The 26,489-nt window shown below is 28.7% G+C and carries 22 protein-coding genes and 2 pseudogenes; 11 read left to right on the plus strand and 13 right to left on the minus strand.

Annotated elements, in window-relative coordinates:
• Nucleotides 1-590: DDE-type integrase/transposase/recombinase (locus L3J60_RS04115; protein ID WP_291974223.1), on the plus strand; the 590-nt coding region annotated here is incomplete at its 5' end.
• Between the two features lie 195 nt (nucleotides 591-785).
• Here the strand turns inward: L3J60_RS04115 and L3J60_RS04120 are convergent.
• Nucleotides 786-1,664 (minus strand): DMT family transporter, encoded by an 879-nt coding sequence (locus L3J60_RS04120; protein ID WP_291974224.1) that lies wholly within the window; start codon nucleotides 1,662-1,664, stop codon nucleotides 786-788.
• 83 nt (nucleotides 1,665-1,747) lie between these two features.
• On the opposite strand from L3J60_RS04120, the gene L3J60_RS04125 reads away from it, so the two are divergent.
• Nucleotides 1,748-2,125, plus strand: a complete 378-nt coding sequence (locus L3J60_RS04125) for a heavy metal-associated domain-containing protein (protein ID WP_291974225.1) — start codon at nucleotides 1,748-1,750, stop codon at nucleotides 2,123-2,125.
• A 57-nt stretch (nucleotides 2,126-2,182) separates the two neighbouring features.
• Nucleotides 2,183-2,461, plus strand: coding sequence for a hypothetical protein (locus L3J60_RS04130; protein WP_291974226.1), 279 nt, complete (start codon nucleotides 2,183-2,185; stop codon nucleotides 2,459-2,461).
• Between the two features lie 50 nt (nucleotides 2,462-2,511).
• Here the strand turns inward: L3J60_RS04130 and L3J60_RS04135 are convergent, their stop codons facing one another.
• The 5 genes from L3J60_RS04135 to mutY are packed head-to-tail and all read right to left on the minus strand — an operon-like array spanning nucleotide 2,512 to nucleotide 6,994.
• Nucleotides 2,512-3,567, minus strand: coding sequence for a COX15/CtaA family protein (locus tag L3J60_RS04135; protein WP_291974227.1), 1,056 nt, complete (start codon nucleotides 3,565-3,567; stop codon nucleotides 2,512-2,514).
• Nucleotides 3,557-4,126, minus strand: coding sequence for a gliding motility lipoprotein GldD (gldD, locus tag L3J60_RS04140; RefSeq protein WP_291974228.1), 570 nt, complete (start codon nucleotides 4,124-4,126; stop codon nucleotides 3,557-3,559). The genes L3J60_RS04135 and gldD overlap by 11 nt, the downstream gene beginning before the upstream one ends.
• Nucleotides 4,127-4,131: 5 nt before the next feature.
• Complete coding sequence (gene gldE, locus L3J60_RS04145; RefSeq protein WP_291974229.1) at nucleotides 4,132-5,448, minus strand: gliding motility-associated protein GldE; 1,317 nt, start codon at nucleotides 5,446-5,448, stop codon at nucleotides 4,132-4,134.
• A gap of 21 nt (nucleotides 5,449-5,469) precedes the next feature.
• Nucleotides 5,470-5,913 carry a single-stranded DNA-binding protein gene (ssb, locus tag L3J60_RS04150; protein WP_291974230.1) on the minus strand — a complete coding sequence of 148 codons (444 nt, stop codon included), beginning with the start codon at nucleotides 5,911-5,913 and terminating at the stop codon, nucleotides 5,470-5,472.
• Nucleotides 5,914-5,953: 40 nt separating this feature from the next.
• Nucleotides 5,954-6,994: an A/G-specific adenine glycosylase gene (gene mutY / locus L3J60_RS04155; protein WP_291974281.1), complete on the minus strand. Its 1,041-nt coding sequence runs from the start codon at nucleotides 6,992-6,994 to the stop codon at nucleotides 5,954-5,956.
• Nucleotides 6,995-7,127: 133 nt separating this feature from the next.
• Between mutY and L3J60_RS04160 the strand changes: the two genes are divergently transcribed.
• Both L3J60_RS04160 and L3J60_RS04165 read left to right on the plus strand, forming a co-directional pair.
• Nucleotides 7,128-7,418 (plus strand): HU family DNA-binding protein, encoded by a 291-nt coding sequence (locus L3J60_RS04160; RefSeq protein WP_291974231.1) that lies wholly within the window; start codon nucleotides 7,128-7,130, stop codon nucleotides 7,416-7,418.
• Nucleotides 7,419-7,705: 287 nt separating this feature from the next.
• Nucleotides 7,706-9,253 (plus strand): ribonuclease E/G, encoded by a 1,548-nt coding sequence (locus L3J60_RS04165; protein ID WP_291974232.1) that lies wholly within the window; start codon nucleotides 7,706-7,708, stop codon nucleotides 9,251-9,253.
• Nucleotides 9,254-9,306: 53 nt separating this feature from the next.
• Here L3J60_RS04165 and L3J60_RS04170 read toward each other — a convergent pair whose 3' ends face one another.
• Nucleotides 9,307-11,517: a patatin-like phospholipase family protein gene (locus L3J60_RS04170; protein ID WP_291974233.1), complete on the minus strand. Its 2,211-nt coding sequence runs from the start codon at nucleotides 11,515-11,517 to the stop codon at nucleotides 9,307-9,309.
• Nucleotides 11,514-13,304, minus strand: a complete 1,791-nt coding sequence (gene uvrC / locus L3J60_RS04175) for an excinuclease ABC subunit UvrC (protein WP_291974234.1) — start codon at nucleotides 13,302-13,304, stop codon at nucleotides 11,514-11,516. The genes L3J60_RS04170 and uvrC overlap by 4 nt, the downstream gene beginning before the upstream one ends.
• 141 nt (nucleotides 13,305-13,445) lie before the next feature.
• On the opposite strand from uvrC, the gene L3J60_RS04180 reads away from it, so the two are divergent.
• From L3J60_RS04180 to L3J60_RS04205, 6 genes and pseudogenes are all read left to right on the plus strand, one after another.
• Nucleotides 13,446-14,099, plus strand: coding sequence for a metal-dependent transcriptional regulator (locus L3J60_RS04180; protein ID WP_291974235.1), 654 nt, complete (start codon nucleotides 13,446-13,448; stop codon nucleotides 14,097-14,099).
• A complete protein-coding gene (locus L3J60_RS04185) occupies nucleotides 14,099-15,121 on the plus strand; it encodes a metal-dependent transcriptional regulator (protein WP_291974236.1) in 1,023 nt (340 codons plus the stop codon). The genes L3J60_RS04180 and L3J60_RS04185 overlap by 1 nt, the downstream gene beginning before the upstream one ends.
• A 3-nt stretch (nucleotides 15,122-15,124) precedes the next feature.
• Nucleotides 15,125-17,314 (plus strand): annotated as a pseudogene (gene feoB, locus L3J60_RS04190) (ferrous iron transport protein B).
• Nucleotides 17,315-17,430: 116 nt separating this feature from the next.
• Nucleotides 17,431-17,904 carry a hypothetical protein gene (locus L3J60_RS04195; protein WP_291974237.1) on the plus strand — a complete coding sequence of 158 codons (474 nt, stop codon included), beginning with the start codon at nucleotides 17,431-17,433 and terminating at the stop codon, nucleotides 17,902-17,904.
• A pseudogene (gene dcm / locus L3J60_RS04200) lies at nucleotides 17,901-18,866 on the plus strand (DNA (cytosine-5-)-methyltransferase); the annotation flags it as partial. The gene L3J60_RS04195 and the pseudogene dcm, both read left to right, overlap by 4 nt.
• 107 nt (nucleotides 18,867-18,973) lie before the next feature.
• Complete coding sequence (locus L3J60_RS04205) at nucleotides 18,974-19,060, plus strand: hypothetical protein (protein ID WP_291974282.1); 87 nt, start codon at nucleotides 18,974-18,976, stop codon at nucleotides 19,058-19,060.
• 116 nt (nucleotides 19,061-19,176) lie between these two features.
• Here L3J60_RS04205 and eno read toward each other — a convergent pair whose 3' ends face one another.
• From eno to L3J60_RS04230, 5 genes are all read right to left on the minus strand, one after another.
• Entirely contained in the window at nucleotides 19,177-20,460 is a 1,284-nt protein-coding gene (gene eno, locus L3J60_RS04210) for a phosphopyruvate hydratase (protein WP_291974238.1), read from the minus strand.
• A 215-nt stretch (nucleotides 20,461-20,675) separates the two neighbouring features.
• Entirely contained in the window at nucleotides 20,676-21,038 is a 363-nt protein-coding gene (locus L3J60_RS04215; RefSeq protein WP_291974239.1) for a carboxymuconolactone decarboxylase family protein, read from the minus strand.
• A 1-nt stretch (nucleotide 21,039) separates the two neighbouring features.
• Entirely contained in the window at nucleotides 21,040-24,123 is a 3,084-nt protein-coding gene (locus tag L3J60_RS04220) for an efflux RND transporter permease subunit (protein WP_291974240.1), read from the minus strand.
• Between the two features lie 3 nt (nucleotides 24,124-24,126).
• A complete protein-coding gene (locus L3J60_RS04225) occupies nucleotides 24,127-25,185 on the minus strand; it encodes an efflux RND transporter periplasmic adaptor subunit (protein ID WP_291974241.1) in 1,059 nt (352 codons plus the stop codon).
• Entirely contained in the window at nucleotides 25,182-26,480 is a 1,299-nt protein-coding gene (locus tag L3J60_RS04230) for a TolC family protein (protein ID WP_291974242.1), read from the minus strand. Before L3J60_RS04230 ends, L3J60_RS04225 begins: the two co-directional genes overlap by 4 nt.
• Nucleotides 26,481-26,489 lie beyond the last annotated feature (9 nt).

A 26,489-nucleotide genomic window follows, 5' to 3' on the forward strand; every position in this document is an offset into this window, starting at 1 on the left:
AACTAGAACACAGAATAAACAGGAGTGGTTCTGGTCGTAAATTTGTAAAATTCAGAAAAGTAATTACCTCTAGACCTATGGAATGCTTAGAGATGGATATAAAAATGGTGTGGATTCCAAATGTTGGGAAGAATGCTTATTTACTGTCTATTATTGATGTACATACCCGTAGAATTTTAAAAGACTATTTTTCTTTTACCATTAAACAAACGCATCTAATATCATTCCTTTCCCGTTTATTTGAAGAATATCAATATCCGGAAAGTGTAGTTATTAGAAGTGATAACGGAAGTCAATTTATAGCTAAAAGTGTACGTGAATATTTAGGTTTGATAGGTGTAAGTCAAGAATTTACTCACGTAGCTACACCTGAAGAAAATGCACACATAGAAGCATATCATGGAATACTAAAAAAGGAAATATTTCAACGATTTGAGTACATGAATTTTGGGCAAATTGAACAAATACTAAAAAGATATGTGATTTTCTATAACAACGAAAGGCTTCATGGCTTATTAGGGAGAATTACTCCTATGGAAAAATGGATGGAAGATAAACACTTAATTTTAATGAAAAATATAGCAGCATAATTAATAATCGAAATTTAAAAGATTACTCTTGTTTTATAGGGGCTAAAACACACCCCATTCTTTTTCTTTTAACAAATTTAAATGTTTTTATCAGTTTGCTAATCTAAAGGAATTGACGTAACAGGATGTTTAAAGAGTCAAAATGCACAACGAGTTAAATATACTATTAAATGCCTCTTTTTTTAGAGGCATTTTTTATTCCGATTTATTTACTAAATAAACTCCAAATAAAATTACAAACCCAGAAATAAATTGAGTAAACAATATTTTTTCTCCATCTAAAACTCCCCAAGTTACAGCTACAATAGGAATTATATAGGTTACTGAAGATGAGAATATTGGCGTAGATATTTGCACCAATCTATTAAACATTATTTTCGCTATAGCCGTTCCAAAAACTGATAAAACAATCATATACACCAATGCCATTATGTTAGTATTAGTTGCTTTAAAGGTTTCAAAATAATGAGTATTCCATAAAATAATCACTGCAGGAATAATCAGCAATACAAAATTAGCAACGGCAATACCAACGGCATCAACATCTTGTAAATATTTTTTTAAAATATTTACGTTTAATGCATATCCTACAGAGGCAATCAATATAAAAACTGCATAAAAATAATCTTGATTAGGGTGTAATTCTGCTCCTTTAAAAATTAACATCACAGTACCAACCAAACCAATAAAGACCCCTAATGCCTGTCTTTTACTAAAGCTAAAACCAAAAAACAAAGCTCCAAAAATTAATGTATTCAACGGAGTAAACGAATTTAAAATAGATGCAATAGAACTGTCAATTTTGTCTATTCCATAAGCAAACAAAAAAACCGGAAAAAATGTTCCTAATAATGCATTTAATGTTAAATAGTACCAATCCTTTTTTTTTATTTTAAGTAATTTTTTAAATCCAATTATTAATAAAAAAATAGCTGTTATTATTATTCTAAAAGCTCCAACTTGAATTGGTGTTAATCCTAATAATGCCTTTTTCATTAAAATAAAAGAACTTCCCCAAATTAAGGAGAGCACAATTAAATAAGTCCACTTTAAATTATTTTGTTCTGTTTTCATCTTAAAAAATGCAAAATTCGAATAAAAATTCGGAATAGAAGGTATAAGTTTATACATTCGTAAAAAAATCAATCAAAAACATTATGAGGAAAATAATCACTTTACTAATTCTAACTTTAATTTTTATTTCCTGTGGAGATAAAAAATCTTCAATAAAGCCAGAGAAAACTAAACCTGCAAAAGAACAGATTGCTACTAACTTAAAAAGTGTTGAAGTTGATATTAAAGGTATGACTTGTGAAATTGGCTGTGCTCGTACCATTCAATCTAAATTATCAAAAGTGGATGGTGTAACGTATTCCAAAGTAAATTTTGACACCAAAAAAGGAATTTTTACTTATGATGCTAATAAATTAAGTAAAAATGATATTGTAAAAAAAATAAATGGAATTGCAGGTGGAGATATTTATAAGGCTACTAAAACTACTGAAATTGACTCAATTATAAAAAAAGTTAACTAAATTAGTTTGTAAACAATAAATTTATTGTTTATTTGTTATTACAATAAAATCAATCAAATGAAACAAATTAAATTTTTAGTAGCAATTGCTTTAGTGAGCATAATTGCTATTTCTTGTAAAGATGTAAAAAAAGGCGACATGAAAGATGCCGTTAAAGCCAATGTTGAAGCAGTACAAGCGAAAACTGACTCAGTAAAAGAAACTGTTAAAACAACTGTTGATAGCCTTGCAACAAAAGTAAATGATGCTGTTGATGCGGCTAAAGAAACTGTAGAAGGTGTTAAAACTGATGTTAAAAAAGGTGTTGATGCTGTTAAAAAAGCTGTTAAAAATTAACTCCCTTTTTAAAAAATTAAATAAAAACCTCAACGTTTGTTGGGGTTTTTTTATACTTTAAATTCTCTTGTTTTGAAAAATAAGAAAAGTAAACTCATAAAAAACAATAATCCTATAAGTTGGTGGGTAACTCCTAATATTAAAGGTATTTTACCTTGTACATTTAACACCATTAACACTCCTAAAACTACTTGAACAAATACTAAAACTAATGGAAATTGAATCCATTTTTTTAAATTATTACTTACTTTATTTCTTAATTTATAAAACATTACAACTGTTAGAATAACTAATAAATATGCTAAAAATCGATGCATAAATTGTATAAGTGCTGGTGCAAATAAAAATCGATCATAATTACTAAGATTTGAAAAATTCCAGTTACCTGCATTTTTTAATACCGATGGAATAAATTCCCCATTCATATCTGGCCAAGAAGGATAATACAATCCCGCTTTCATACCAGACATTAATCCGGCAAAAATCATTTGTACAAAAGCAATTCCAACAACAATGGCAACAAACTTATGCGGTTTTAGTTTTACTTTCATTCCAAAATTATAAACATCCGCTATTGTTTTAATCATAGCCGTTATAACAAGTACCGCTAATATAAAGTGTAAGGTTAATTTATAAGCGTTAACCCACGGCCTATTTACAAAACCACTTAAAACCATAATCCAACCTGCTGAAGCTGTTAAAATTGTTAGTAAAATAACAACTGCTAATCGTTTTATTAAATATGAGTTAATTTGCTTTTTTATAACAAAAATGATAAACGGAATTAAAAATATAAAACCTAAAGCACGTACCCATAAACGATGAAAATATTCCCAGAAATAAATAAATTTAAAATTGTGTAATGTAAATGAAGCATTTAATTTATGAAACTGAGGCGTTTGTTTGTAAAGCTCAAATTCGTGAATCCAACTACTATGATTTAACGGAGGAATTACTCCTGTAATAACATCCCATTTAGTTATAGATAAACCCGAACCTGTTAACCTTGTAATACCACCTAAAATAACTTGACCAACAAGCATTATTAAACCTATTATCAACCAAATTCTTATGGTTTTTGTATATTTAAAATTATTATTTTTCATTTTTCCAACTCAATGTTTCTATTAAATGAGTAACATCTTTTTCAATATATTTTATGGCTGGCAAAATAGAATCATAATTGGGTTCAACATAAAAATATAATGCTCCTGCTAACACATTTTTAATGCTATCTGTTGCCCTAAACTGAATGTTAGAAGCTACATTTCCTTCAACATTATATAATTTTGCAAATACTTTTTTTTCATAATTAATATAGGCAATATCAGTAATCCCATTTGCTTTTTTGGCATGTTTAAAGGTGAATTTTTCAGCTTCATTTAATATGTCATCCAAATTATTATTTGCTTTTCTATAAGTAATATACATAGTAGCTTTTAATTTTGGATATTCAATAATTGCCCAACATTTATTTTTTTCTATAAGTTTAGCCTGATTAGATATTTCAAATTGATAAGGGCAATTATCACTTATTTTATGGTAAGATGCTGCAGGATATTTTAGGCTTAAAAACGCTTTTGGCTTTGGTAAAACATTTGTGTTACAAGTACTAAAAAGACTAATTATAGCTACTAAAATTAATCCATAAAATAAATTCTTCATGGGTATTAATTTGGAGTGTTAATAGTTACTTTCACCTGCTTAATTCGTTTATTATCCTTGGATTCTATTTTAAATTTAAATTGATGAAATTTTATAATTTCATTTTTTTTAGGGAATTTTCCATGAATTTCTAAAATAAAACCAGCAATGGTTTCAGATTCTCCTTTATTTTCTTCAATATTACTTGTATCTTCCAATTCTAAAATTTTATAAAAATCTTTCAAATTGGTTTTACCTTCAAACAAATAATTATTGGCGTCTAATTTAGAATACGATAAATCATCATCATCAAATTCATCACTAATATCGCCTACAATTTCTTCAATTACATCTTCTAAAGTAACAATTCCACTTGTGCCTCCATATTCATCAACTACAATGGCTAAATGATTTTTCTTTTCTTGAAATTCTTTTAACAAATCATCTAATTTTTTGTTTTCAGGAACAAAATAAGGTGCTCTAAGCAAACTTTGCCAGTTAAAATTTTTCTCATTTAAATGTGGTAGCAAATCTTTAGCATATAAAACTCCGATAATTTCATCAATGTTTTCCTTATAAACGGGATTTCTGGAAAATCCGTTTTTAATAATTTTATCTAAAACATCTTCGTATTTTTCATCATTTTTTAAGGCAAATATATCAATACGAGGAGTCATAATTTGATTGGTTTCAGTATTTCCAAAACTTACAATGCCTTCTAAAATTTTTTGTTCATCTTTAGTGGTATTTTCTGTTGATGTGATTTCTAATGCTTTTGATAAGTTTTCAACTGATAAATTAGATTTTTTATTACCTAATCTGTTTTCTACAATGTTGGTTAAACCCATTAAAGGTAAACTGACAATACTTAATAAAGAGTTTAAAAATTTTAGAGGAATTGCCATAAACACAGCAAACTTAAGCGAATTTCTTGTGGCATAAATTTTAGGTAAAACTTCACCAAATAACAAAATTAAAAAAGTAACTAATACTACTTCAACCAAAAATTTAATAACCTCAGAGTTAATCCCTACAAATATGGTATTACCAACATAAACAAAAATTAAAACAATTAAAATGTTTATAAAATTATTTAATATTAAGATAGTTGCTAATAATTTTTTGGGTTTAAGCAACAACCTTGCTACAATATTTTGGGTAGATGATTTTGATTCTGAAGCCTTATTTAAATCTGTTTTCGATAGTGAAAAGAAAGCAACTTCAGCACCTGAAATTAAAGCCGAAAACAATAGAAGTAACAGCAAAATTATAATACTTGCTATAAACCAATAATTAATAGTTAACGTAGAAAATAAATCTAAAAACGCGGGTTCTGGATCCAATTTATGTGACTTTAATTAAATTTAAAATGGTAAATCATCATCATTATCAACATTATTTGTTGGAGGTTCTGGCTTTACGGCTTCATTTTTTTTTGGAGCTGTATCTGAATCTGGAGCATTCAAATCATTTTTAGTAGTTAAAAACGTCATATCTACCACATGAATTTCAGTAGTATATCTTTTAGAACCATCTTCTCCTTGCCACTGACGCGTTTTTATACGTCCTTCACAATATACTTTATCTCCTTTTTTAAGATATTTTTCACAAATTTCAGCAAGCTTGTTTCTAACTACAATATTATGCCATTCTGTAGTGCTAACCTTTTCACCAGTTTGTTTATTAGTGTAAGTTTCATTAGTGGCTATTGGAAACCTTCCTATAGCATTTCCACCTTCAAAATAGTGCATTTTTACTTCATCACCTAAATGTCCTATTAAAATTACTTTGTTTACTGTACCAGCCATTTTTTTAGTTTTTAAATAGTCCTCAAAAGTACTAATTTTTTTAAAAGTTAATAAATTCGTTTATAAAATTATCAATTAATAAAGGTACAGGATATTTTTTAATAGTTTCCCACTTGTAAGAAATTTTATTAGTATCGTTAGTTTCTAAAATCCAAAATTTTGCATAAATGTGTTGATGAGATAATTTGTGTGGTTTTGTTTTACTATTAAACAGTTTTATTGTGATAGATTTATAATTATAATTTTTAAAAAATTCATTATGAGCTATAAGTTCACTTTCATCAACTTCTTGTTTAGTTTCTATAAGAGGAAATTGATATAAATTTTTCCATATTCCACTGGTACGTTGTTCTAATAATGTATTATTTGATGTTGTTTTAAAAACTAAATAATTAAAATATCGTTTTTTAATTTTTACTTTTTTTTCTTTAACAGGTAATTTTTTAATTTCATTTTTTGATAAAGCCACACAACTATCATTAAATATACAGCTATCACATTTCGGATTTTTAGGTAAGCAAACAGTTGCTCCAAACTCCATAATTGCCTGATTAAAAGTTCCTGGGTTTTTAGCATCTATTAGTTCTTGAGCAACTAATTTAAATTCTTTAATTCCTTTGGAAGTATTAATTGCGGTATAAACACCAAAATAACGAGCTAATAAACGATACACATTTCCATCTACAACCGCAGTTTTTTCATTATTGCAAATAGAAGCAATTGCTGATGCCGTATAATCACCAACTCCTTTTAGTTTTAATAATTCTTTATAGGTAATAGGAAATTCACCATTTAATTCATTAACTATAAATTGGGCGGAAAAGTGTAAATTTCGAGCTCGTGAATAATATCCTAAACCTTGCCATAACTTTAAAACCTTTTGTTCAGGTGCTTTTGCTAAATCAAAAATAGTAGGAAATTTTTCTATAAACCTATAATAATATGGTATTCCTTGACTTACTCTGGTCTGTTGTAAAATAATTTCAGAGAGCCAAATAAAATACGGATTGTTGGAGTTCCGCCAAGGCAAATCCCTTTTATTAGCTAAATACCACGATATTAAACGATTAGAAAAATTCATCATTACTATTAGTATTTTGCAAAATTACATGTTTTAATCAATTAAAATTTAGTGAATTAACTTTTTAAATTTGATTAATAAGTCCTATATTTGCCGTCTTAATTTTAGTATAACAATATAATTATATAAGAAAATGACGAAAGCAGAAATCGTATCTAGTATTTCAGATAAATCTGGAATTGAAAAAGCTGATGTTTTAGCCACAGTTGAAGCATTTATGGAAGAGGTAAAAAACTCATTAGAAAAAGGAACTAATGTTTATTTAAGAGGTTTTGGTAGTTTTATTATTAAAACAAGAGCTGAAAAAACAGGTAGAAATATTTCAAAAAATACTACTATTAAAATACCTGCTCATAACATACCTGCATTTAAACCTGCAAAAGTTTTTGTTGAAGGTGTAAAAAGCAATGTTAAAGTAAAATAAACATAACAATATTATTAACAAAAAATAACATTTTATTATGCCAAGTGGTAAAAAAAGAAAGAGAACTAAAATCTCTACTCATAAACGTAAAAAAAGAGCTAGAGCTAATAGGCACAAAAAGAAAAAGTAAGCAATGCTTACTTTTTCTTTCATTTTAAAAGTTCATTGAAATAGATAGTTACAAACTAAAATTTGTAATTATTGTTGGGTATTAAAAAAAATCCTGTTAAAAATAAATTATTTATAAATAGTTCAAAATAATAATTTGAACATAAAAACAATACAGAGTGAAAACAGAATTAATAATTAGATCGAATTCCTCTGATATTGATTTCGCCTTATTAAAAGACGGTAAATTAACAGCACTTAACACAGAATCTAACGGAAATAAATTTTCAGTAGGCGATATTTTTATTGCTAAAATAGGAAAAACACTTTCAGGTTTAAATGCATCATTTGTTAACGTAGGTTATACAAAAGATGGTTTTTTACATTATCATGATTTAGGTGCAAAATTACTTTCGCTTAATAAATTTATAAAAGGTATTAGCACAGGTAAAATAAAAGATTACACTTTAAAAAATTTTAAATTAGAAAACGATATTGACAAAAATGGAAGTATTGTTGATGTACTAAAATCAGGTCAAAAAACATTAGTACAAATTGTTAAAGAACCTATTTCTACCAAAGGACCGCGTTTAAGTTCAGAAATATCAATAGCGGGTAGATTTATGGTGTTAGTTCCTTTTTCAAACAGAGTTTCTGTATCACAGAAAATTATAAACATAGAAGAAAAAGAACGTCTAAAAAGATTAGTTACAAGTATTAAACCCAAAGGTTTTGGAGTTATTATTAGAACTGTTGCAGTTAACAAAAAAGTAGCAGAATTAGATAGAGATATACAAAACTCATTAGATCGTTGGATTGTAATGTGTAAAAAAATTAGATCTACTAAAGCAGATCAAACTCCTGTAAAGGTTTTAAGTGAATTAAATAGAGCTTCCTCAATTTTAAGAGATGTTTTTAATGATTCATTTACCAATATAGTGGCAAACGATGAAACTTTATTTTTAGAAATAAAGGAATATTTACAAGAAATTGCACCAAAAAAAGAAGGAATTGTTAGTTTATATAAAGCACAAGTTCCAATTTTTGAAAAATTCGGCATTGAACGTCAAATCAAAACTTCTTTTGGTAAAACAGTTTCTATGAGCAAAGGTGCTTATTTAGTTATAGAACATACTGAAGCACTTCATGTAATAGATGTAAATAGTGGAAATCGTTCCAATAAATCTTCATCACAAGAAGACACTGCTTTAGAAGTTAATTTAATTGCTGCTTCAGAAATTGCTCGCCAATTACAACTTAGAGATATGGGAGGAATTATTGTAGTAGATTTTATTGATATGCAAACTGCGGAACACAGACAAAAATTGTTTGATTATTTAAGAGCAGAAATGGCATTCGATAAAACCAAACATAAAATATTACCGCCAAGTAAATTTGGCTTAATACAAATTACCAGACAACGAGTTAGACCTGAAATGGTAATTAAAACAACGGAACCAAACCCTAGTGGAAATGGTGAAGTTGAAGCTCCTATTATATTAATTAATAATATTACTGCAGAGCTTGATAAGCTAGTTCATTCAAACGAGCATAAAAAGATAATATTAAATACACATCCTTTTATTGCGGCTTATCTAAAAAAAGGGTTGCCATCTATACAACAAAAATGGTTTACCAAATATAAAAAGTGGATTAAAATTTTACCAAGAGATGCTTACCAATATTTAAAATTTGATTTTACCGATAATAATGGTAAAATAAAATAAGGCATACAATATCAAGTAAAAAGCCCTGCAAATATATATTTGCAGGGCTTTTTTTAAAACCAATATCCAACGTTAAAATACCAGAAATTTGAGTTATTTTCTGGCGACCAAGCATAGTTTATTTCTACAGGTCCAAAAAAAGTATCTAAGCCATACCCAACCATATACCCAGATTTTGTGTTTTCAAATATTCTTCCTTTGTTAAATATATCTTTTTCAACACGTGCATAGTTTGCTGTAGCCATTAAATAATTTTTTGGTAAAAACTCATATCTTAATGTTAGTGCAGATCGCAAATAGGAATTAGCACTTAATTCTGCGAAATCATAACCATAAAAAGGTGCAAATTTATTAATAAAGTTTTCGCCATAACCTCCTATATTAAAATTTAACACTCTATTTCTGTTTTCACCAATTGTTAAACCTGCTTCCGAAATAAAATGAGTGGTAAGTTTATTAAAAAAAGTATAGGCAACTCCTATTTTTCCTTTTAATTGGGAAAATGAAACAAAGTCTTTATTGTAGTCTGAAGATTTTAAAAACCACTTAAAATCTGTATTTAAATAAAAACCTTTTTTTTGAAAATATTTTTTATCGTAGGTGTCTATTTTAATAGACGCAATAAAATTAAAATAATTAGATTTATCAAAATATAATCTACTAGAGTTTGAAGGAATAGAATCTAACGTGCTAATAGTTTCTGTATAAACTTTAATATTTTTCTGCTCTGCACCAATTTCAAGAGCAAATTTGCGGTTAAAAACGATTTGAATATATAATTGGTTGGTAAAGTCACTATAATTTATATTAATTTTATTTACGTTGACATCGTCAAAATTAACATTGGCACTAAATTCATTAAATCGAGATCGAGCACCAATACTCCAATGAAAACCATTATCAATAAAATAATTTAAGTTATACCTTAAATTATCTCCTAAAATAATATCTGTAGATAGTACATCATTTTTATTTAGTAAATGCTTTGCTGTATAATTTACCAAAACTCCTGTTTTATACAAATCATCATAATGAATACCCAATTTTAAATAGCTGGAAATTTCATTTTCCTTCACTTTAAACTGTATCGTTTCTCCATCATCACCTACTAATATATTATATTGTACCGATTCAAAATTACCCGTTGCAGCAATATTATTTATACAACTTTCTAGCTTATCATAGTTTGTAGAATCTTGTCTTTTAATATTCAACTTACCAAGCATATAAGCTCTAGTATAGTTTTTATTACCTATTATTTCAATTTTTTTAATTACAAATTTTTGTTTGAAATTATTTTTAATAAAAGGTCTTTTTTTCTTTATTTGCAGCTTTGCTATTGCTTTTAAAACAATCATTTTAGTACGAGTAGCACTATCTCCTTCTTTCATAATTTCATCAATTTTATCAAAGGAAACTACGCTGTATTTTTTTACATTAGGTTTTATGAGTACATCTACAAATTTATCTTTTCCTTTTCCATTTTCACTAATTTGAAATCCAACAATTTGATTTAAAATTTTTATTGCTGAATCTAAATTATTTTTTTTGTCTAAACCACTTTGTGTATCTACACCAATTAGTATATCTGCTCCCATTTCTTTAACTTCTTTTGCTGGAAAATTATTTACAATTCCGCCATCTGTTAAAAGTTTTCCGTTAATATCTACTGGAGCTAATAATGTTGGAAAAGAACCACTTGCTTTCATAGCTAATGGTAAAAATCCTTTTCTTAAAACTTCTTGTTTTCCTGTTACTAAATTAGTTGCAACACATAAAAAAGGGATGGGTAATTTATTAAAGTCATTAATATTATTGACTTGTTGGGTTAATCTAGTTAATAAATTAAGTAAATTTTGCCCTCCGGATAACGCCACGGGTATTCCAACTTTTCCCTTTCTTATTGGCAATACTAAAACATATTTCTCTCCGTTTTCTTTTTCATAAAACGGTTTAGATTTACGAGGCAATTCTCTAGAAAGAATTTTCTGATAATTTATAGCGTGTAATATAGAATCTAATTGTTTGCCGTTATAACCTGCAGCATATAAACCTGCAACTATTGCTCCCATACTGGTACCTCCCACATAATCAATCCTAACACCTGCTTCTTCTAATACTTTAATGGCTGCAACATGGGCAAATCCTTTAGCTCCGCCTCCACTTAAAACTAAACCCACTTTTATATCTTTTCCCTTTGGTTCATTTTGAGAAAAAATAGATAAACTTGAAATAATTAAAAGTAAAATTAACAGTTTTTTCATGTATCTTTTTTTTGATAATGTTCTTTTATTTTTTTAGCACGATTTTTACCTACCACTTTTTCAATTTCATCAAACGATGCTAATTTAATTCTTTTTACTGATTTAAAATGCTTCATTAAAGATACAATTGTTTGCTTACCAATCCCAGAAATTTGATCTAATTCATTGGTTAGTGCTGCTTTACTGCGTTTATTTCTATGATGCGTAATTCCAAACCGATGTGCTTCATCTCTCAGTCGCTGAATTATTTTTAAACTTTCAGAAGTTTTATCCAAATACAAAGGAATGGAATCATTCGGATAATAGATTTCTTCCAATCGTTTTGCAATCCCTATAATGGCAATTTTATGCCGCAATCCTAAAACGTCTAAACTTTTTACTGCGGAAGACAATTGCCCTTTTCCACCATCAATAACTATAAGTTGTGGCAAAGGTTCATCTTCTTCTTTTAATCGTTTATAGCGTCTAAAAACGACTTCTTCCATAGAAGCAAAATCGTCTGGTCCAACTACCGTTTTTATATTAAAATGACGATAATCCTTTTTACTAGGTTTTCCATTTTTGAAAACTACACAAGCGGCAACCGGATTGGTTCCTTGAATATTTGAGTTGTCAAAACATTCAATATGGCGTGGCTCACTTGACAGTCGTAAATCTTTTTTCATTTGAGCCATAATCCGATTTACATGCCTGTCTGGATCCACAATATTTATTTGTTTAAATCGTTCTTGGCGGTAATATTTTGCGTTTCTAATACTTAATTCTACAATCCGTTTTTTATCGCCTAATTTTGGAATGGTTACTTTCAAATTTTCTCCTAAATCTACTTTAAACGGAACATAAATTTCTTTAGATTGTGAATTAAATCGTGTTCTAATTTCAACAATAAAAAGCTCTAATAATTTTTTATCTGTTTCGTTTAATTTCTTTTTAATTTCAGTGGTATGCGATTGTATAATTGAACCATTTACAATTTTAAAAAAATTGGCATAGGCAAAAGTTTCATCCGAAATAAGCGAAAAAACATCAACATTAGTAATGGTTGGATTTACAACGGTAGATTTTGCTTGGTAATTGGCTAATAAATCAATTTTTTCTTTAATTTTTTGAGCTTCCTCAAACTCCATATTATCAGCAAATTGATGCATCAAATTTTTAAATAATAATAAAGATTGTTTAATATTTCCTTTAATAATATTGCGAATAGCATCAATATCTTTTTTATAATCTTCTTCTTTTTGGAGTCCTTCGCAACCACCTTTACAGTTTCCAATATGATAATCTAAACAGACTTTATATTTACCTGATTCAATGTTTTTTACGCTTAAATCGTAATTGCAAGTTCGTAATTGAAATAACTCTTTAATTAGGTCCAACAAAGCTCTGGCAGTTCTAACTGAAGTATATGGTCCAAAATATTCTGAGCCGTCTTTAATAACATTTCTGGTTAAAAATATACGTGGAAATCGTTCTTTTTTAATACAAATCCAAGGATAAGTTTTATCATCTTTAAGTAAAACATTATAACGTGGTTTGTACTTTTTAATTAAATTATTTTCTAATAAAAGTGCATCAGTTTCAGAGTTAACAACAATGTGTTTTATAGAAACTATTTTTTTTACAAGCACTCTTGTTTTACCGTTTTCATGAGTTTTAGTAAAATAAGAAGACACTCTTTTTTTTAAGTTTTTTGCTTTTCCTACATATAAAATTACCTCATCTTTATCAAAATATTGATAAACACCTGGTTGATTTGGAAGTGTTTGTATTTGAAGTTTTAGTTCCAATTAACGGTTTTATTTAAAAATTAAAAGTACTGTTTATTTTATTATGAACAAGCGAAATAATAATTACAATTTTAATCTTAAATGCTATATTTTTAGATTAATCTAAAAATATTAATTAGATTTGCCTAAATATTTAGTTTGATGAATTCATTTACAGAAGAAAATTATTTAAAAGCAATTTATAAATTTAGCTTAACTCATAAAAAAGGTGCTTCTACCAATTCAATTGCTAAAGCGTTAAATACAAAAGCTTCTTCTGTAACGGATATGCTTAAAAAATTAGCACTTAAAAATCTTATAAATTATAAAAAATATTACGGTGTTACTTTAACTTCTAAAGGAAAACAAATTGCACTTTCAATTATTAGAAATCATAGGTTATGGGAAGTATTTCTAGTAGATAAATTAAATTTTAATTGGGATGAAGTGCATGAGTTAGCGGAAGAGTTAGAACATATTAAATCTGAAAAACTAATTACCAATTTAGATGCTTTTTTAAATTTTCCAACACTAGACCCACACGGAGATCCTATTCCTACTAAAAACGGAAAAATAAAAAATATAAAAATGATTGATTTATCTCAATTTAAAATTAACCAAGAAGGTGTTTTTATTCATGTTAAAGATTCATCTGATAAATTTCTAAAGTATTTAAGTAAAAATAATTTAGAAATAGGTGTAAAAATTAAGGTTATTGAAATGGAATCTTTTGATAATTCATTTAAAATAGCTTACAATAATCAACAGTTAATTATTTCAGAAAATGTAGCTAAAAACTTATATATAAAAAACTAATGGTTACTTATAATCCACTTAACGCATTATTAATTTTTCTGATAATTATAGTATTGGTATACTTGTTATTTAGACCAAAAAAAGGTTGGTTTTGGATTGTTAAAAACAATTATAATACTAATGAAAAAACAGTTGTTGAAGATATTTTAAAATTACTTTATCATTCTGAAAATGATGGGGAAATAGTTACAAAAAGTGAGCTTACCTCTAAATTAAATTTTAAAACAAACCTTATTCAAAATAGTATTGAAAAAATGATTTCTAACCACTTCATTGAGGTTGAAAATGAAAAAATAAAATTAACTAATAATGGAAGAGCATATGCTTTACGAATTATTAGAGTACATCGGTTATGGGAAAAATTTTTAGCGGAAAAAACTGGTTATGATAAATTAGAATGGCACGAAAGAGCAGAACAAAAAGAACACCAGTTAAATACAGAGGAAGCTAATTTATTAGCGGCTCAATTAGGTGAACCTAAATTTGATCCACACGGAGATCCAATTCCTTCACAATCAGGGAAAATGGCAATACTTAATGGCGTTCCTTTATCAAGTTTACCCATTTACACTATAGGTAAAATTGTTCATATTGAAGATGAACCTGAAGTAGCTTACAAACAAATTTTAGCTGAAAATATTCATATTGGATCTCATATTAAAGTATTGGAAAATAATGCTACTCGTGTTACTTTTTATGCAGAAGGTGAAGAGTTTAAATTATCGCCAAAAGTAGCCGAAAATTTAACTATTGACGTAATTGAAAAACACCATTTAGATGAAAACAAATTAGTTAGACTTACCAATTTAAAAGAACAGGAAACAGCAACTATAATTGGGCTTTCAAAAGAAAGTAGAGGTGAAAGCAGAAGAAGATTATTGGATTTAGGTTTTGTAAAAGGAGCAAAAATAAGTATTGATTTGATAAACCCATTAAAAGAACCTACCGCCTATTTAATAAAAGAAACTTCTATTGCACTGCGTAACAACCAAGCATCTAACATTTTAATTAAAAAAGACTAAAAAATGGATACTAAAGTTAAAAGCGTATGTGAAACTTGCCCCCAATTTAATGCTAGCGGATTAAAAAAGTTAGGAGTAAATACCAATAATTTTGATTTTGTTGTGGCGTTAGCCGGAAATCCAAATACAGGAAAAAGCACCGTTTTTAATGCTTTAACGGGTTTAAAACAACATACTGGAAATTGGCCTGGAAAAACGGTAACCAGAGCTGAAGGTGGTTTTGAATATGACCATCAAAAATTTAAATTAGTAGATTTACCAGGAACCTATTCTTTATTATCTACTTCTGAAGATGAAGAAGTTGCCCGTAATTTTATTCTTTTTGGAAAACCAACAGTTACAATTATTGTAGTTGACGCAAGTAGGTTAGAACGAAATCTAAATTTAGTTTTACAAATATTAGAAATAACAGAAAACGCTGTTTTGTGTTTAAATTTAATGGATGAAGCAAAACGAAATCATATCGAAATAAATACAAGAGCTTTGGCTCGCGACCTAGGAATTCCAGTAGTTCCAACTAGTGCTCGTTTTAAAAAAGGAATTCCTGAATTAATTCAAACTATTAGCGAAATTGCAAATAATAAAATTAAATGTAAACCACACCGAATTAAAAATATTCCAAAAAACATTGAAAAAGCTGTTACAAAATTGAGCTTAGAAATTGAAAAAGAATATCCAAATATTCCAAATAGTAGATGGATAGCTTTTAGATTATTAGAAGGAGACACTCAAATAATAAACGCACTTAAAACAGGTGAATTTGTTTAGGATAAAACTATGAGAAATAATAATATAGAACATATTTTAAAACTTTCTAAAGAGCTTCGCTGGGAAATTGGCGATGATTTTCACGATAGTTTAGCCGAAGGAATTTATGCCGATGCTGCCGATTTGGTTAGTAATTCCGTAACCAAAGATAATTCAAAATCTAAACTTAGACTCGATACTAAAATTGACAAAATAGTAACTAGTAAAACTTGGGGATTTCCTATTATGTTCCTTATTTTAGCTGTTGTTCTTTGGTTAACCATTATAGGCTCTAATTATCCATCATCACTTTTAGCACAAGTATTATTGAATGATTTTCATCCATTATTAAAAACTTTTGCCTCTAATATTGGAATGCCTTGGTGGTTAAGTGGCTTTTTAATTGATGGTATTTATTTAGCTGTTGCCTGGGTTATTGCTGTAATGTTACCACCAATGGCCATCTTTTTCCCGCTGTTTACACTATTAGAAGATTTTGGGTATTTGCCAAGAGTTGCTTTTAATTTAGACTCGTTATTTAAAAAAGCTGGTGCTCACGGTAAACAAGCTTTAACTATGAGTATGGGATTTGGTTGCAACGCTGCCGGAGTTATTGCTACACGAATTATTGATAGTCCAAGAGAACGTTTAATTGCAATAATTACTAACAACTTTTCATTGTGTAATGGTCGGTGGCCAACTCAAATAGTAATTGCAACTATTTTTATTGGAGCAGCTGTTCCTAGCTCATTTTCAGGATTGGCTTCTTTAACTGCTGTAATTGGCATTGCCATATTAGGAATATTTTTTATGTTTTTTTCATCTTGGGCATTATCAAAAACAGTTTTAAAAGGTGAGGTTTCTACTTTTAATTTAGAATTACCTCCATATCGCCCACCAAGATTTTGGCAAACCATATATACTTCAATAATTGATAGAACTTTAATTGTTTTATGGAGAGCTGTTGTTTTTGCCGCTCCAGCAGGAGCTGTAATTTGGTTAGTTTCAAATATTTATATTGGTAATGAAAGTGTTGCCGCTTGGATTATAAATTCATTAGATGGATTTGGATTTTTATTAGGGTTAAATGGCGTTATTTTGTTGGCTTATATCGTTGCAATTCCAGCCAATGAAATTGTAATACCAACCATATTAATGTTAACGGTTTTAGTTACTGGAATTTCAGGAGGACATGGAGCTGGCGTTATGTTTGAACTAAATTCTGCTAATGCTACAGGTGTTATATTAAAAGCAGGAGGTTGGACTTTATTAACCGCAGTTAATTTAATGTTATTCAGCTTGTTACACAATCCTTGTAGTACTACAATTTACACTATTTACAAGGAAACAAAAAGTCTAAAATGGACTACAGTTGCTACTGTTTTTCCTATTATTTTAGGATTTATAGTAACTTTTTTAGTAGCTCAAATATGGCGTATATTTTAAATTTACGTTATCATTCCATTTAGTACAATCAAATATTTTTGTTTAGCATTGTTTGATATTGATTTTATTATTTTCCGTATTAATTAACTTATATTTGTTAAAACATTATTAAATAAATGGCTTCACAAAAACTATATATAAGTAAAGTTTTACCTCATTTAAAAAATTTCAAAACTTGTGAAATATACAAGTATGAAATTAAAAAAATAGAACAAAAATTAGCAGAGTCTCTAAATAAAAAAAACATGTATGAGGTTTTGGATATACCCGATTTTAGATATGTAAAAAATTCAAAATTATTGCCTGAAATAATTAAGTTAGCCGTAAAAAAATTAAAACTAGTTGAAAAAGAAAAACCTATAGAAATAAAAAATACTGACATTATAGAAATTGACAATGCGGAATATCAATTAGTTACTTTTAGTAGTGGAGAAATCCCAAAAATCAAATTTAAAAATAGAAATCTTATAATTTTTATGTATCAACCAGATTTTAATAAAATTTTTTATTGTGGTAAATTGTATTTAGATAAAGTTACTAATGAAGAAAATATTAGTGAATTTATAAATTTTGAAATTTTAGAAATATGATAGATTTTAATAATAATACCTTAAAAAACTATTCTTTTATAGACTTATTTGCTGGTATTGGAGGATTTCATTATGCATTAAATTCTTTTGGAGCTAATTGTATTTTTGCTTCCGAAATTGATAAAAAAGCATCTGAAACGTATTATTTAAATCATAAGTTATTTCCCAAAGGCGATATTACAAAAATTGATGAGACAGATATTCCAAAACATGATATTTTGTGTGGTGGTTTTCCTTGTCAAGCATTTTCTATATCTGGTAAACAAAAAGGTTTTGAAGACACAAGAGGTACATTATTTTTTGATATTGCTAGAATTATAAATTTCCATAAGCCTAAAATTATTTTTTTAGAAAATGTAAAAAATTTTGTAAAACATGATAGTGGAAAAACATTAGATATAGTAGTCAAAACCCTAGAAGAATTAAATTACACCATTTTTTATAAGGTTTTAAATACAAGTAAATTTGGTTTGCCACAAAATAGGGAAAGAGTTTATATTGTTGGTTTTAATAATAATAACTTTCAAAACATTGACTTTAAATTCCCAAATCCTAATATAATATCTTGTTTAGAAGAAGTATTAGAAAAAGAACCTATAGATGGTAAAATAATAAACAGAGAAGACATTTCATTTTATAAGGAAATAAAGTTATTGAGAAATATATTTAGCGAAATAGAACTTCCTAATAAACCCATACAAATAGGTAAAGTTAATAAAGGTGGACAAGGAGAGAGAATTTATCATCCAAAAGGACACGCAATTACTTTATCTGCTTATGGTGGCGGTGTTGGCTCTAAAACTGGACTTTATAAAATCGGTAATATAATAAGAAAATTATCACCAAGGGAATGTGCTAGAATTCAAGGATTCCCTGAAAAATTTATCTTTCCTAAAAGCATTACTGAAGCCCAAAAACAGTTTGGGAATAGTGTATCAATTAACACTCTGCAATTTATACTAAAGGAAATATCTGAAACAATATTAAAAAATGACAAACAAACAAAAACTAGGCTCACAAACAGCGAAGAATGGATTCAAAAACGAGAAAGATATAGTCCGAAATTCCTATGCAAAGAAAAGGTGGTGATGGAGGTAGAAAAACTGCACAAATGCTTCAATTTAAAATTAATCCAGCTGAATTATTTAATGAATAAAATACTACACTCAACAATAACTAAAAAGAAATTAAGTAAAATAAGCATCGGAAAAGTACGATTGGTAAATCGTACTTTTCCGATGCTTTAAACTACTATTTTCAAAGTAATTATCGTTATTTAGCATTCTTAAATGCATTTATTCCCGCAAAAACTGATGTTTTGCCAAGTTCATTTTCAATTCTCATAAGTTGATTAAATTTTTCTATGCGTTCTCCTCGGCAACCACTACCTGTTTTTAAATGTCCTGCGTTAATACCTACCGTTAAATCTGAAATAAAGCTATCTATGGTTTCTCCACTTCTATGAGAAACAAAACAATTATATGAATTTTTATATGCAAGTTCTATGGTTTCTAATGTTTCCGTTACCGTACCTATTTGATTCAGTTTAATAAGAATAGAATTTGCAACACCATTATCAATGCCTTTTTCTAAAATAGATTTATTTGTACAGAACAAATCATCACCAACAATCTCAGTTTTTTTTCCAAGTACTTCTGTTAAATTTTTCCAACCTTCCCAATCATTTTCAGCTAAACCGTCTTCTAACAATACAATAGGATATTGTTTTATCCAACTTTCCCAAAGTTTTACCATATCATCACTAGAAACTAATTTTTGTGAGCTTTTGAAAAACTTATATTTGCCATTCTCCCACATTTCACTTGAAGCTGGATCAATACAAATACTAACATCTTTTCCTGGAGCGTATCCTGCTTTATGTATTCCTTCTAAAATCATTTCAACTGCCTGTTCGTTAGATTTTAAATTGGGGGCAAAACCACCTTCATCACCAACACCTGTACTAAATCCTTTTGATTTTAAAACAGCCTTTAATGAGTGAAAAACTTCCTCACCCATACGAATAGATTCTTTAAATGATGGAGCATTGTGCGGTGCAATCATAAACTCTTGAAAATCAACCGTATTATCTGCATGCATGCCTCCATTTATAACATTCATACAAGGAACAGGTAAAATATGAGCATCGCTTCCTCCCAAATAATGATATAATGGTATGTTTGCACTTATTGCTTGAGCACGAGCATATGCCATAGAAACTCCTAAAATCGCATTGGCACCAAGTTTTGATTTATTACTGGTTCCATCCATTTCTATCAAAAAATAATCAAGATCTCGTTGGTTGGAAAAATATTTTCCCTGAATTTCATTAGCTATAACATTATTTACATTTGCCACTGCTTTTAAAACTCCTTTTCCTCCATAACGTTTCATATCTCCATCTCTTAATTCGGTGGCTTCACGCTCACCTGTAGAGGCTCCGCTTGGCACCATAGCACGTGATTTTGTTCCGTCTTCTAACGTTAAATTAACTTCAACAGTTGGGTTTCCTCTTGAATCTAGGATTTCAATTGCTTCAACTTTTTGTATTTTCATAATGTATATTTTTTGAAATTATTATTTTATTAAAGTTAAGTTTTTATATTTAATTATTTATGTTAAAAATAAGCTAATTTATTTGGTAACACATGCTCAATTACAGAAAACGGCTACTATAAAAATAGCAACCGTTTTTACACTTCATTTACGCAAAGTTGCATCAAAATTAGAGCAAACCAAAACCTGTAAATCTATTACTGAGCTATAGCTAATTATATATCTTCAAATAACTGTTCTGCATTACCCAAAATTCTAGAGGATTCTGCATAACGTACAATTTTATAGGTTTCAATTAATTTTTCTTTGGTAATATTTTGCTTTTTAGCTTTATTAAGCATTGCTTTTATACAAGTTTTGCTTCCTGTTGCTAAGGCAACTCCTAAATAAATTAGTGTTCTAGTTTCATTTTCTAAAGCACCGTTTTCTGGCATTGCGAACATATTACTTCTAATTTGTTCATAAACCATTTCTGGCATTTTTTTACTTGCCAATTTTACCACATTTGGTAATTCTCCATTCATAGATCCTTTCATTTTTGTAAGGATTTGTTCTATAGTTGGCTTTTGTGTTTTCATTTTATTCTTTTATTTTTTTAACTTTTTCTTTATCAACGGAATAAGCATATATCGGAACATATATTAAAGTTAATAAAGTACCAATTAATAAACCACCAATAGCAACATCCGCTAACGGACTTAAACGTTCTAACCCCACAGCTTGTTCTAAAGCGATAGGAATCATACCGGCAATGGTCCCAAAAGCAGTCATCATTACAGGACGGAAACGTACACGTACACTTTCTATGGCACTATCAAATGGACTTTCTCCACTTGCACGGTGATGTTGGTAAAAATCTATCAGCAATACGGCATTTTTAATAATAATACCAAATAGGAGTAGAATTCCTAACAAACTTGGCATACAACTTGGTTTGTGGAATAATAACATTCCCCAAGCAGCTCCAATTAATGATAATGGTAAAACCAAAATCATAATAAATGCCATTCTTACCGATTTATAAATAGCAATTAACACCATTAATAAGATGATAATTCCTAATGCAATGGCTTTCATCATTCTATCAAAACTGTCATTTATAGTTTGTATATCTCCTTCTTGAGTTACTACAACACCATCTAAGTTTTTAACTTTACTTAAAGCAGCATCTGCATCATCTGTTAAATGTGTAACTGGCCGTTTGTCTCTGTATCCATTAATATCAACACTATACAACATTTTGTCTCGCTCAATTTTAGCATAAGTTAATTTTTTTGAAATTTTAGCTAAAGATTCTAATGGGATTTCACCAAATTTTGATTGAATTGGTAATAAGCGTAAAGTTTGTTCGTTTTGACTGAATTTTCCTTTTAAATACAAACGTACATATTGGGTATTCATAGATTGTAAATTTGCATTTAAACCAACCACCTGACCTTTAACCGGAATTTGCATGGCAATTTGATAAGGAGTTAAACCATAACTTAACGCTTTATTTTCATTAATATCTAGCACTATTTCACTTACATCTTTATCCCAACTGGTAGAAACAGAAGTTAAACCTTTAACCGTTGCAATAGCTTCTTTAACTTGATGTGTTTTATCGGTTAAACCATCTACATAAGGAGATTTTAAGCGAACATCTAATGGAGCTTTTACAGAAGATAAAGCCGTTGCTCCAAAATCAAATACATCATTACGTTTTAAGCCTTCTAATTCAGACAATTTATCTCGTAAAATATCTTCAATTTCCCACATAGTTAGATCTCTATGAAAACGATCTACGCAATTAAATGTGATAGTTGCTTCAGAAGGTAAATTTCCTGATCCTAAACTTAATACACCAGGTTCGGTACCAAAAGCAACAGAACTCCTATCTGCCCAATCTTGTTTGTTTACCCATGTTAAGAAAGGAGTTAATTTTTTTTCAGCACTATCTACTGTTTCATTCGCACTAAATGAAATTTGTGCTTTTATAATACCCGTATCCATTGGTGGCATGGCATCTTTACCAATAGTTGGCATAATGCTTCCCATACTAATTAAAAGTAAAACAACTACGCCAAGCGTTAATGCTATTCTTCTTAAAACTTTTCGTTTACCATTAGAAAATTTTATAACATTTACATAAGGTTCAACCAATCTTCCAACTGAATTTTTATAAACACGATCAAACCATAATTCTACTTTGTTTTTTTTGAAACCGTTTTTATACAATACTTTTAGTAACTGAGGAATAAAAGTAATCGATATAAAAAAGGAAATAAAAAGTGCAATAATTAAGGTGAATATTAAGGGTTTAAATATTTTTTCAGGAAAACCACCTATAAACATTAAAGGAAATATAACGGCAATAGTTGAAATTGTTCCTGCAAAAACTGGAGCAATAACCTCTTTAGTACCTTTAATAATGGCAGTTTCTAAATCTTCGTGAAGTTCGTTAAGGTGCCGTTCCACATTTTCTAAAACTACCACAGCATCATCGGTCAACATTCCCAGAGCTAAAATAATAGCTGTATAAATTACAATATTTAATTCACCACCTGTAAGCCAAATAACGGCCATAGTCGCAAAAAATACCATTGGAATAGATAAACCTGCAACAATAATTGCTCTAAAATTTCCTAAGAAAAACATTACTACAATTAATGTAAAAATAATAGCATCACGCAGCGCATCTAACATATTAGAATTTGCTAATTCAATAAGATCACGTTGTGTATCTGCAATTTCAAAATTAATATTTGGGTATTTAGCAGCTAGTTTTACCATTTCTGCTCGTGCAGCTTTACTAACATCTAACACACTTCCTCCTGGAGCACGTTGTACTGCTAAAGCAATTGCTTGTTTGGCATTACCTATATAACCACTAGTTCGTTTTTTAAAGCCCCATTTTACATCGGCTACATCTTTTAAACTTACATTTGGTAGAATATTAATATTTTTTATTCTCTCTACTTCATTTTTTTCACCATAAAAAGTGATGGTATAAAAACTATTATCTCCTTTTACAAAACCAATTGGAATGTCTTTGTCTAAAGCTTGAATTGCTTTTGATATTGTTTCAAAATTTACGTTATAACGTTTTGCTTTAAACGGATCTATCTCAATATTTATAGCACTTTGAAACCCTCCAAAAACTTCAACATTTCCAATTTTTTGGTTACTTAATAAATAAGGTTTAATAAAACTATCCGCAATTTTTCGAATTTCAGCATTGCTAATATTATCATTTTTTGGGGATAAAGAGATTACATCTACTGGTAATGTAAAATCACCAACCGTATAAATAGCTGGATTTACATTAGCAGGTAATTTACCTTTAGCTATTGACAGTGCATTGGCTACATCAACTGCAGCAGCATTTAGATCTTTTTTATAATCGAATTCCGCTTTTACAATTGAAAAGTTAGCTACGTTTACAGAACTAACATTAGTTACCAATCCTAATCTAGAAATTTCTTGTTCAATAGGTTTTGATACCGTGTTGGCTGCAACTTGTGCAGTTGCGCCTGGTACGCCAGTAATTACAATTACTTGTGGCGGATTTGCATCTGGAAATAAGTTCTTAGGTAAAGTTACCAAAGCAATAATACCCATAATAAAGAAACCTGCTATAATAGCATAAAGTGTGTATGGGCGTTTATAAAAATATTCGAACATGGCTTAGTTGTTTTTGACTATTAAATTTGAACCACCTAACAATTTTAATAAAATATCTTGTTTGGCAATAATTAATTCTTTTCCTGCAATATTTTGATTGCTAATTACAATGCCGTTTTCTCCTGTTTGAATAATAGCTACAGGTTCTGCCTTGGCTTTATTATTTTCTTTTAACAATACAAAGCTTTTACCATTACGATTAAGTATTGCATCAAAAGGTAATTTTATACTAGTTCCTTTGAAAACAATTACGTTAACCTCTATTCTATCTCCTGTAATAAATCCTTCAGCATCTACATACACTTTATATTCTTCTAAATTATTAAACGTACTATTTAAATCTACTGCTGGGTAATTTTTGTTATTGAAATTAACACCATAAATGTTTAAATCCGTTGGAATTCTTAACAATAAATAGAACCCGTTTTTTGCACTTATATTTGCTACCGGATGACCCGGTAAACACATATCTCCTTTATTTACTAAGGTTTTAGAAATAACACCATCAACAGGAGAAGTAATGGTTGCATAGGTTAAGGTGTTATTTATATCAATTTTATTTTGATGTAAAGACTCTAACTTAGCTTTCATAGCTTCAAGATTACTTTCTTCTGCTTGAAATTGTTCAATAGAAGCTCCTTTTATTGCTAATAATTCTTTTGTTCTTTTATGAGTTGCTTCTATATTTTTAAGTGCTGTTTCAGTTGCTTTAATTTGAGAATTTAAGCTAACAGCATTGGTTTGAATAGAAGTGTTATCTAATCGTGCAATTACTTCTCCTTTTTTAACTTTAGAGCCACTTGCTTTAATAAAATTAACACGTGCTGTAACTTTAGATGATAATTTTACATCTTTATCATTTTCAGTTTGTGCCAAATAAGGAAGCGTAAGGGTTACTTCTTCTAATTTAGGTTTAATAGTAGATACTACAATACCATATTGTTTGGCAATTGGCATATTTGCTTCTTTTCTTTTTGCATTTACTACTGCAAAAATTGCTAAAATCACAATTACAACTATTGCAATTATTCCTATTGTTTTTTTGTTTTTTATCGTTTTCATTTTACTAAGTTTTCAATGTTATTACCGTAGATTACTGCTAATTTTACTAATGTTTGCCATTTTTCGGCTGCTGCTTTATACAATTTTGATTTTTCTAATACTAAATCGTCTTCATATTTCAAATAATCTTCAATAGCTATTCTTCCTGACTTATAACTCTCTTTTGCAATGTTTAAAATTTCTTCTTTATCTTTTATATTTTGTTGATACAATTTTTCTGATTTATACAACAATTGTAAACTATTTTCTAATTGATTAGCTTGAGATTTTAAGGTTAATTTTAATTTGTCAAATTCGTTTTTTGTTGCATTGTAGGTTATTTTACTTTTTTTAATTTGAGTGAGCTGATTTTTATTAAAAATAGGCATACTAACGACCAATCCAATGGTTGAAAAATCAGTGTTAATTGAAAGGTTATTATTGTAAGCATCGCCTGAACTATAAGTATAACTACCTCTAAGCATAATTGAAGGGAGTAATTTCTCTTTTTCAGCTCTATACGCCAATTTATCAGCGAGTATTTTTTGTTGCAGTGGTTCCAGTGATTTTATAACACTATTATCGATTGTATTTGTTTCAAGCATTTGAATAGGTTTGCTGACCCTAATTCCAGTAAGTGATTCAATAGCTGAAATAGCCTGTTCTCTATTGATTGCAATTTCATTTTTGGAAGCTTCTACCTGATTTACACCATTATTAATAATTAACAAACTTGATCCTGGAGCCCTACCATTTTTAACTTTTAATTCAATTATTTCTTTTGTTTTTAAAAGTGACTGTTTTTTACTTTCTAAGGCTCTTGTTAGCCCATCTAAATAGTTTAAATTAGCATTAGAACTAACAATAATAGCTTCGTTTTGTAATAGATTAATATGTTTTTTTGCTTTAGCTGATTTTTGCATGTGTTTTGCTTTGCTCGCCGTCGTATAAATAGATTTGATAAATACCGGCATTGAAATACTAACACCAACTTTAAAAATTTGATCACTAAAAGGTTGAGGGATTTCTTGATGCTGCACCATATATGAAGATCCATTTGGTGTAACAGGTAACAAAGCTGCCGGATCAGAGTAATTATCAAAACTACTATACGCTGTAATTGTTGGAAATAAGTTGCTATATGCTAATTGCTTACCTGTTTTTGCTTTTTCAAACGCTAACACATCACTTTTTGTTTGAGGATGCGTTTTTAAAGCATTAAATAAATCTTGAATACTTTTTATTTCCTGTGCATTTGATGTAGCAGAAACTAAAAACAATAAGATTAATGCTAATATTAAAATTTTAGTTTTCATTATTATAGT

Origin of the sequence: Lutibacter sp., from assembly GCF_021647475.1 — a bacterium.
Lineage (GTDB): Bacteria > Bacteroidota > Bacteroidia > Flavobacteriales > Flavobacteriaceae > Lutibacter.